At 74.9% G+C, this 9,433-nt stretch carries 6 protein-coding genes; 1 reads left to right on the forward strand and 5 read right to left on the reverse strand.

The genetic code is table 11. The features are described from left to right. Positions 1-152: 152 nt before the first annotated feature. Genes MXD59_RS11910 through MXD59_RS11930 form a run of 5 tightly spaced genes read right to left on the reverse strand, consistent with a single transcriptional unit; the run spans position 153 to position 6,861 of the window. Positions 153-2,126: a heparinase II/III domain-containing protein gene (locus MXD59_RS11910; protein ID WP_248824720.1), complete on the reverse strand. Its 1,974-nt coding sequence runs from the start codon at positions 2,124-2,126 to the stop codon at positions 153-155. Then, positions 2,123-3,226, reverse strand: coding sequence for an NAD-dependent epimerase/dehydratase family protein (locus MXD59_RS11915; protein WP_248824721.1), 1,104 nt, complete (start codon positions 3,224-3,226; stop codon positions 2,123-2,125). The genes MXD59_RS11910 and MXD59_RS11915 overlap by 4 nt, the downstream gene beginning before the upstream one ends. Next, positions 3,223-4,590: a glycosyltransferase family 4 protein gene (locus tag MXD59_RS11920; RefSeq protein ID WP_248824722.1), complete on the reverse strand. Its 1,368-nt coding sequence runs from the start codon at positions 4,588-4,590 to the stop codon at positions 3,223-3,225. Before MXD59_RS11920 ends, MXD59_RS11915 begins: the two co-directional genes overlap by 4 nt. A gap of 22 nt (positions 4,591-4,612) precedes the next feature. Beyond that, on the reverse strand, positions 4,613-5,578 hold the full coding sequence (locus tag MXD59_RS11925; protein ID WP_248824723.1) for an NAD-dependent epimerase/dehydratase family protein: 966 nt from the start codon (positions 5,576-5,578) through the stop codon (positions 4,613-4,615). Further along, positions 5,575-6,861 (reverse strand): MraY family glycosyltransferase, encoded by a 1,287-nt coding sequence (locus MXD59_RS11930; protein WP_248824724.1) that lies wholly within the window; start codon positions 6,859-6,861, stop codon positions 5,575-5,577. Before MXD59_RS11930 ends, MXD59_RS11925 begins: the two co-directional genes overlap by 4 nt. Before the next feature lie 138 nt (positions 6,862-6,999). Between MXD59_RS11930 and MXD59_RS11935 the strand changes: the two genes are divergently transcribed. Then, complete coding sequence (locus tag MXD59_RS11935) at positions 7,000-9,321, forward strand: bi-domain-containing oxidoreductase (RefSeq protein ID WP_248824725.1); 2,322 nt, start codon at positions 7,000-7,002, stop codon at positions 9,319-9,321. Positions 9,322-9,433: the final 112 nt, after the last annotated feature.

Below are 9,433 nucleotides of genomic sequence, written 5' to 3' on the forward strand. Positions count from 1 at the left end.
AATTCTTACCAAGAGTGTTCTTTACTCGACGCACTGTAGGCATGGCTGGCCGCTCCGTGGCGGCGCCGCGCCGCGCCGCACGTGCCGCCACCGGTGGGCTCCCGGGTACAGCGGACGGCCGCCCGCGTCGCGTGTGTGCGTGTGTGCGTGCGTCAGCGTCGGAGCGGGGCCGGGTGGGTGACCGGCTGGGCGAGGACGGAGACGCGGTGTCGATCGCCGAGGTCGGGGGTGCCGGGGCGCAGCGCCGTCAGGGACGTGCGCAGGGTGAGGGGAAGGGCGGCGTCGACGGTGAGCTCGGCGCTCAGCGCCGGCACGGTGCGCTCCCAGCCGAGGGCACGGGGGGTGGTGCGCAGCCGCCACTGGCCGGGGACATCGGTGTGCAGCATCAGGTTCCACCCGAGCGGGGTGACGAGCACCGGTCGCGACGGGAACGCCGATGCCTCTGCCGGGGGGTCCGGGGCGAGGGTGATGCCGGGGGCGAAGTGCAGACGCAGGGTGATGCGGTGCTGACCGGTTCCGCCGACGCGGTCGCGCAGGACGAGACCGTGCTGGTCAAGACGCCACAGGCGCTGGTGGTGCGGCGCGCCGGGCAGGTGCCGGTAACCGTCGTGACCGGCGGTGACGGTGGCCGCCGTCGGCGTGCGGTGCAGGGCGGCGGCGCTGGGATGGGCCCGGCGCCCGGCGCGGAAGGCACCCCAGACCTCGGTGGAGTCGGTGTCGTCCACGGTGATCGTGGAGTGGGCGGCGGTGCCGCGTTCGCGGTCGCGGCGAGGGCCGGGCGCGTAGGTGGAGGTTCCCGGGTCCACGAGGATCGGTTCGGCGTCGAGCCAGAGCAGAAAGGCCAGGGTGTCGGCGTGGGCGTGGGCCGGCAGGCTGTCGGGGCAGGGGAGCCCGACGTCGGCGAGCAGATGCCAGTCGCCGGCGGTGAGGACGGCGAGTCCGCTCTCGGCCAGCAGGACGGCCCGCGCCTCGCCCCGCGCCTCGATTCGGGTGGTGGCTCGGGTGGCAGGCGGGTTCGTGGTGGCGACCGGCGCGGTCACGGGAACCGGCCCGGACGGTGGTGCGCACGGCTGCGGTTCGGGGTGGGGGAACGGGGGGGTCAGCAGCCGGCGCAGGAGCGCGGCGGAGAGCGGGTAGCCGTCGTTGAGCAGCGGCACCGTGCCGTCCGGTCCGAGCACCGTGGACAGCCAGCCGCGCATCCGGGTGGCGGCGTCGGTCAGCTCGCGGGGTACCGGGCGGCCCACCGCGGCGAGCAGACCGGCGATGTCGTCGAGGTCGGCGAGGACCTGGCAGTGGTAGGCGGGTGCCCGCTCGAAGTGGCCGCCGTCGGCGAGGATCTGCCGGTCGATCTGGTGGACCAGGGCGGTCAGCCGGCGGCGTAGTCCGTGGCGGTCACCGGCCGCGATCTCGAGGGCGACCAGCGCCTTCAGGTTCTTCAGCAGATGGTTGCCACCGACGTCGGTCTCCTGATGCGTGCGCAGGTACGTGTGCAGGGTGCCAAGGTCGGCGCGCACCGTGGCGCGCGTCTGTGCCAGGAGACCCGCGGTGAGACCCGCGGTGAGATCGGCGCTGGGGTGGGGCGGTGCGGTGAGGATCGGGTGCAGGGCGCACAGGGTCCAGGCCCGCAGCGACGCCACGTAGGGCGACCACGCGACCGGGTGGCCGAGCGGGATCGCTTCTCGCCAGCCCAGGTAGAGCCGGGCGAACGTGGCGCGGCCATGGGCGCCGTCCCTGATCAGGGTCCACGCCCAGTCCCAGTAGTGCAGGTGGTAGCGCCACAGCAGGGGGGCGTCGGCCTGCTCCCAGTCCCACCCGCGGGCGCCCTGTCCACGGGCGTCCCGCCGGTCGGAGCGCACGAGATCACGGGTGTGGCCGAGCAGGGTGAGCTGGCCCCGGGCCAGCTGTGGGCAGGACGGTTCGGTCAGCGCGATCTGGCCGTCCAGGGGGAGATGGCTCGTGGGCCAGTAGCCGGGCGAGGGGCGGGCCTGGAGCAGGGCGGCGGCGAGGCGGGGAGCCTGACGCAGTCCGACGCGCTGGGCGCGTAGCCGGCCGCGGGCGACGACCTGGCCGGGACGCAGATGCGCGACGGTGCGCAGGTAGCGGCCGAACTCCGCCGGTGTGCTCACGAGGACGCCCCGGAGCGCCCCGGCGTCGATCGGTGTCCCTCGCCAGGCGCCTCCTGGCGCGGCGGCGGCGCCGCGGCGGTGACGGTGGTGAGGGCGCTGGCGGAGCCGGCGGCCGGGGCAGGTGCGGGGTGGGGGGTGGTCAGGCCCATCGCGGCGGCCTGGTCGGCGATGCCGGCCTCGAAGGGACGTGGCTGGTGGCCGAGGTCGCGGCGGGCGGGGCCGATGTCGTAGGCCTTGTCCTCGGCGAGCCGGGCGATCTGCTCCGCCTTCAGTCGTGGCCGGGCGGCGTGCCGTTCGTACCGCTGGGCGAGCAGCAGGGCTGGTCCCAGCGGCACCGACAGGGGATGGACGCGGCGTCCCAGCGCGGATCCGGCGGCGGTGACGATGTCACGCAGCGGCAGCGGCCATGGTCCGGCGACGTCGTAGGCCCGGCCGACGCAGCGCTGGGCGGTCACGGCGCGCAGCACCGTCGCGGCCAGATCGTCGACGTGCACCGGCTGGTGCAGGTGGGTGGCGCCGGGGACCGGCACCGGAATTGGCGGCAGCCCCACCCGCCAGGACCACCCCGACCGTCCGGACGACCCCGACCCCGCGGGTAGGGGAGGACGTCCGGGCTGGGGTGGGGCGGGCAGGTGGGCGAGCAGCGTGAGCAGGCGGGCCATGTTGCGGTCGTCCGCGCCGCCGTAGATCATGGTGGGACGGATGATCGTCCAGTCCAGGCCGCTGGCCTCGATCGCGCGTTCCGCGGCGAGGCGCACCCGTTTGGTCGGCGGTTCCAGCCGGGTGCGGATGCCGGTGGTGGAGACGAACACCGCGCGGTGCAGATGCCCGGCCGAGGTGGCGGCGAGGATCGCGCCGATGTGCCCGAAGCCGAGCGAGGCCAGGTTGACCAGCGCGGTGGCGTCGGCGGCGAGGAAGGCCGCCGCGAGCCCCGCCGGATCGTCCAGGTCACCGCGCAGGTCGGTGGCGCCGAGCTCGCGCAGCGTCCGGGCGGCCTGGTCGCCGCGTGCCAGCGCCCGCACGTCGTGGCCGGCGGCGACGGCGCGGGCGACGACCCGGCGGCCGAGGAACCCGCTGCCGCCGGTGATGAGGATTCTCATGCCGTCCCCTTCAGTCCACGTCGTGCGACGCCCCGCTCGCCGCCGAACGATGGGCGGGGCGTCGGCTGGCGCCGGGTGGGGACACCGGGCGTCCCCACCGCGCTGGGATCGGGCGGAAACAGCAGGTCACTGTAGGCGTGGGCGAGGGTGTCGCGGTTGAAGTGACGTTCGACGTAGCGGCGGCCGTCGCGGGCCATCCGGGCGCGTTGTTCGGGGTCGGCGGCCAGCCGGGTGATGGCGGCGGCCAGCGCCTCGGCATCCTCGGGTGCGACGACGACCTGGCCCGCGTCGAGCAGGATGCGGGCGGCCTCACCGCGCAGCGTGCCGATGACCGGTTTGCCGGCGGCGAGCAGCTCGAACATCTTCGACGGGATGAAGGTGTCGAACATCGGCACGTCCCGCAGCGGCACCACGCACAGGTCGGCGGCGGCGACATGGGCGGCGACCTCGGCGCGGGGCACCCCGTCATGCAGGGTGGTGTTGGTCAGGCCCAGCGCACGGACATGTTCGACGAGGCGGCGTTTGTCGGCGCCCTCACCGACGAAGGCGAACCGCACGGCGCGCGCGTCGGCGCGCGGCGACCCGGCCAGGCGGGCGGCGGCGTCGGCGATGGAGACCAGCCCGTGGGAGATGCCGTGCGCCCCGATGTACAGGACGAGCGGCTCGTCACCCGGTGCCCCCAGCCGCGCCCGCAGACCGGCGGGGACGGCCTCGGCCGGCCGGAACCGGTCCAGGTCGACGCCGTTGCGCACCACGTGCACCTTGGCGGCCGGGATGCCCCGGCGCACGATGTCGTCGCGAAATCCCTCGGTGACGGTGACGACGGTGTCGGCGGCCCGGTAGGCGGCGAGTTCGAGCCGTTCCAGCAGACCCAGCACCCGCCGGTTGGTGAGCACCCCCAGCTGTTCGAAGATCGCCGGCCACAGGTCGCGGACCTCGACGACGAGCCGGGCCCGGCGGCGCCGGGCGAGCAGCCACGCCGAGCCGAGGGGAAAGAACGTCGGTGAGGACACGACGATGACGTCGCACGGCCCGATGCGCCGGCCACCGAGCACGACACTGCTGACCATGAACGACAGATGGCCGAGTGTCTTGCGTGCCACCCCTTCGTTGGGGGTGGCGTAGAGCCAGGTGCGCAGCACCCGGTAGCCGTCCACCCGCTCGGTGCGCACGAGCGCGCCGCGGTACTCGGGGGGGATCATCCCGGTCGGATGGTTCGGCATGCCGGTCAGGACGGTGACCTCGAGCCCCTCGGCCGCCCAGGCGCGCGCGGTCTCGGACAGCCGGGCCTGGGGCGCGCCGATCTCGGGGGGAAAGTAGTGGGTGATGATCAGGACGCGGCGACGGCCGGGAGTGGGGGGCACCGTGATCGACCTCCAACAGGCGTCAGGGAACGTGCGAGGACAGGGGAAGCTCTGCGTGGCGGGTCGCGGCGGCCAGCTCGTGCCAGGCGGGACGGCCCAGGGGCAGCTCGAAGTCGCGGTGGCGCAGCCAGCCGGGGCGCTGCGCCTGACCGAGCAGCAGCAGGTCCGCGCGGCGGCACAGCGCGCCCAGCGGTGCCAGCCACTGCCCGGTCGGCGCGGTGGCGTCCAGCAGGCCGCGCACCAGCGCGGGTGGTGTGGTGTGCAGCCGGCGGCCCGGCGCGAACGTCTCGTAGAGCGAGCGCACGGTGTGCCCCTCGTACGGATGGGCGACGACGAACGGGGCGTGCTCGGCGGTGAGGATCGCCGCGATCACGGCGCCGACGTTGCCGATCAGGGCGACCGGCACCGGCTGGTCGCCGTCGCCGCAGGTCACCAGCGGATAGCGGCGGCAGAACGCGGCGAAGGCGGCGGTCATCCGACGCCCCGAGCCGTGCACCGAAGGCGGACGGTAGAGGGTGACGGCGACCCGTCCGCGCGCGGCGGCGTCGCGCAGCAGCTGTTCGCCGAGGGTCTTCGACCGTGCGTAGGGGGTCAGCGGCGCGTAGCGCAGCGACTCGTCGAGCACATGGGCACGTCCCTGCACCGCGGCCGTCGAGACGTGCACCAGCCGAGGCACCCCGGCCCGCGCGCAGGCGTCGGCGAGCAGCCGCGGCCAGGCGGCGTTGCCCCCGACCAGCATGGGTGTGCGGGCCGCCCCCGCGGTGGCTATGCCGGCCGCGTTCACGACCACCTCGACGTCGTCGAGTTCGCCGGCGAGCCGGGCGATCTGGTCCCGGGCGGGCGCCCAGGTGGGACGTTCCAGCGTCGCGGCGTCGACCCGCAGCCGCAGGGCCCGGCACGCCACCACCTCATGCCCGGCCTCCCGCAACGCCACCGTCGTGGCCGTCCCGATGAACCCGCCGGCGCCGAACACCGCGACCCGACTCATGACGCGCCACGCCCCGACGTCCGCCCCGCCGAGGTACTCGCCGCCGGACTCCCTGATGTGCCCCCCGAGGTGTTTCCCGACGTGGCCTCCGAGGTGTTTCCCGAGACGCTGGCCGAGACGCCGGCCGTGGTGTCGGTCGAGGGGCTGGGTGACGAGGACGGCGCCACACGCTGGGTGGGCAGCGTCGGCGACGGCGTCGCGGCCGACGGTGTGGCCGCCGGCGGCGTCGCGGTGCTCGAGGCGGCGCTTGAGGGTGTCGTGGGGGCGGTGCCGGTCGCGAGCACGACCCGATGGGGCAGGCGCAGGTAGCCGGTCAGGACCAGGGCGGCGGCCAGGTCGCCGGCGAGGCGTCCCGGCCAGGGCCCGAAGGACGCCAGTGACAGCGCGACGACGACCGTGCTCACCCCCGCCACCAGGCCGGTGACCTGCGGATGCGTCCAACCGGCGATGGTGAGGCGCTGATAGGCGTGACTGCGGTGCGCGGTGTGCCACGGTTCGCCCGCGCGGACCCGCCGCAGCAGCGTCACCGAGGTGTCGGCGAGATACAGCGCGCTCGGGGAGAGCGCCGCCTCCAGCGGGACGCCGACCAGCACCGCCTGCGTGGTCAGCATGGCGATGACGGCGCCCAGGGTGTAGCTGCCGACATCACCGAGGAAGATCCGGGCGCGGGGAAAGTTGTAGGGCAGGAAACCGAGGGCGGTGGCGGCGACGAGAATGCCACCGGCGCTGACGGCGGGGGCGTCCCGCAGAGCGCCGAGGGCGGCGAGGGTGCCGCCGGCGAGCGCGGCACTCATCCCCGAGATGCCGTTGATGCCGTCCATGAAGTTGAAGACATTGACGAAGCCGGTGATCCACAGGGGTGCGCAGACGGTGACGGCCAGCACCGCGGCCAGGCCCGGTGTCGGATCACCGAGCACCGCGGCGAGCACGGTCATCGCCGTGATGACGAACGCCGCCGCGACATGCAGCGCGAGCCGGCGCATCGCGGTGACGCCACCGACGTCCTCGGCCAGCCCGATCAGTCCGAACAGGGTCGTGGCCGCCGTGAACGGCAGCAGGTTCGGGCCGCCGTGCTCCGCCACCAGCACCGCGGTGAGCACCCCGGCGAACAGGCCGAGGACCACGGCCACTCCGCCGCCGCGCACCGTCGGCGCCCGGTGCGAGGAACGCGCCGTGACCTCGTCGATGGCGGCGAGTCGGCGCATCGCGGCGAGCACGACTGGGGTCGTCACCGCGGTGGCGCCGCACGCGGTGACGCATGCGGCGGCGAGCGCTGGCTGCATGCCGTTCCTCCGGCTCTGACACGTCGGTGGGCCTCCGAACGGCCTTCGTCGCTGAATGTAGTGCATCAACTACACTGCGCTGCACGATGACGGCCGCGAGTGTTCCGTCGCGGCGAGGCAGCCGGGAGGGTGCGCGCGATGAAACAGGTGGTGCAGGCGGCGTCCGGGGGGTCGGTACGGGTCGTCGACGTTCCTGTCCCGGTGATCGGCCCGACCGAGGTCCTGGTGGCCACGGCCGCGACGATCGTGTCCGCCGGTACGGAACGGGCGGTGACCGAACTGGCCCGCGCGGGCCTGGTGGCGAAGGCCCGGGCCCGTCCGGACCTGGTACGCAAGGTCGCGGCGAAGGCGCGCACCGACGGCCTCGGGTCGGCCGTGCGCACCGTCCGGGAGCGGCTGGGCAGCGACGTCCCGCTCGGGTACAGCGGCTGCGGGCAGGTGGTCGAGGTCGGCTCGGCGGTGGCGGGCATCCGTCCCGGCGACCTGGTGGCCACCGGCGGTGCGGGCCGGGCCAACCATGCCGAATACCAGTCGGTACCGGGCCTGCTGTGTGCCCGGGTACCGGATGAGGTCGAGCCCGCCGCCGCCGCCTTCGCCACGATCGCCGCCATCGCCCTGCACGGGCTGCGCCTGGCCGAGGTCGGGCCCGGCAGCCGCGTCGCCGTCGTCGGTCTGGGCCTGGTCGGCCAGCTCGCCGCCCGCCTGGCGCTGGCCAGCGGCTGCGATGTGGTGGGCATCGACCTGGCCGAACTCCCCCTGGCCACCGCGCGGGCGGCCGGGGTGTCGGCGCACGCCGAGGCCGGCGAGGCCACCACCGCCGCCGTGCTCGACTGGAGCCGCGGGCGCGGCGCGGACGCGGTGCTCGTCTGCGCCGCCGGCCGCTCGGCCAGGCCGGTGATGCGCGCGACCGCCATCGCCCGCGACCGGGCACCGCTGGTCGTCGTCGGAGACGTCGGCCTCGACCTCGCCCGCACCCCGTTCTACGAGAAGGAACTGACCCTGCGGTTCGCCCGCTCCTACGGGCCGGGCCGCTACGAACGCAGCTACGAGGAGTGGGGCGTCGACTATCCGGCCGGCCAGGTGCGCTGGACGGAGGGCCGCAACCAGGAGGCCGTCCTTGATCTGCTCGCCGCCGGCCGCCTCCAGGTCGACGACCTGGTCACCCACGCCTACCCGATCGACGAGGCCCCGGCGGCCTACCAGCTCGTCGCCGCTCGCACCGAGCCCTACCTCGCCATCCGCTTCGACTACCCGCCCCCGTCCACCCGGCCGAACGTGACGGCCGAGTCGGCCTCGTCGGCCGAGTCGGCCTCGTCGGCCGAGTCGGCCTCGTCGGTTCCCTCTGCCGGGTCGGCCACCTCAGCGGACTCCGGTGCGCCGTCCGGTCCCCGGGCGCGGGTGCGGATTCCGCGGCAGCGCGGGGCGCGCGTGACCGCGGCGCCCACGCGGCGGGGCAGCCGGGTGGGCTGGATCGGCGCGGGTGGCTTCTCCGGCTCGGTGCTGCTGCCGGCCTTCCGCGCCGCCGGGTTCGACCAGTTCGTCACGGTCGCCTCGGCCGGTGGACGCTCCGCCCGGGCGTTCGCCGACCGGCACGGGTTCGCCGGTGCGGTGGCCGGGGCCGACGCGGTCCTCGAGGACGACGACATCGACGTCGTGGTGATCGCCACCCCGCACGCGACCCACGCCGACCTGGCCGTGCGAGCCCTGGCCCGCGGCCGGCACGTGTGGTGCGAGAAGCCGCTGGCGCTCACCGTCGACGACCTCGACCGGGTGGAGCGGGCCGCGGCGCAGGGCGGCGGCGCACTGGTCGTCGGCTACAACCGACGGTTCTCCCCGGCGCTGGTCGCCGCGCGGGCCGCGCTCGAGCATCGGACGGGCCCGCTGAGCACCGTGTACCGGGTCGCCGCCGGACCTGTCCCGGACGGCCACTGGTACCACGACCGGGTCCAGGGTGGACGGTTGCTCGGCGAGGTGTGCCATTTCGTCGACGCCTGCGCGGCGCTCGCCGGCAGCCCCGTCGAGGCGGTCACGGCACTCGCCGGACGCGACGGCGAACTGCTGCTCGCCTCGGACCTCACCGTCTCCCTGCGACACGTCGACGGCTCCCTGTCGACGATCGCCTACAGCTGCGCGCGTCCCCGGGCGGCGCGCAAGGAGCAGGTCGAGGCGCTCGCCGGCGACCGTCACGTCCAGCTCGACGACTACCGCGAGCTGGTCGTCGACGGGCAGGCGCGGTGGCGCGGCGCCCAGGACAAGGGTCATCGCGAAGCCGCCGCGGCCTTCCTGCGGATGTGCCGTGGCGGCGACACCAGCCTCACCGCGGACCTGCTGGCCTCCAGCCGAGCCACCCTCGCCGCCGCCGACGCCCTGGGTGTCGACTCCGCCGTGGCCGTCGGCCCGGCCCACGGCATCGACCCGGCCCACGAGGTCGATCCGGCCCTCCCCGTGGCCCTGAGCTGAGCCCGACCCCCACGACCACCTCCCTGAAAGGACACTCGACGTGCCGCGTGCGCTGATTACCGGGATTACCGGGCAGGACGGGTTGTATCTGGGTGAGTTGTTGACCGCGAAG

The sequence above is a fragment of the Frankia umida genome, assembly GCF_023242945.1.
Taxonomy (GTDB): Bacteria; Actinomycetota; Actinomycetes; order Frankiales; family Frankiaceae; genus Frankia; species Frankia umida.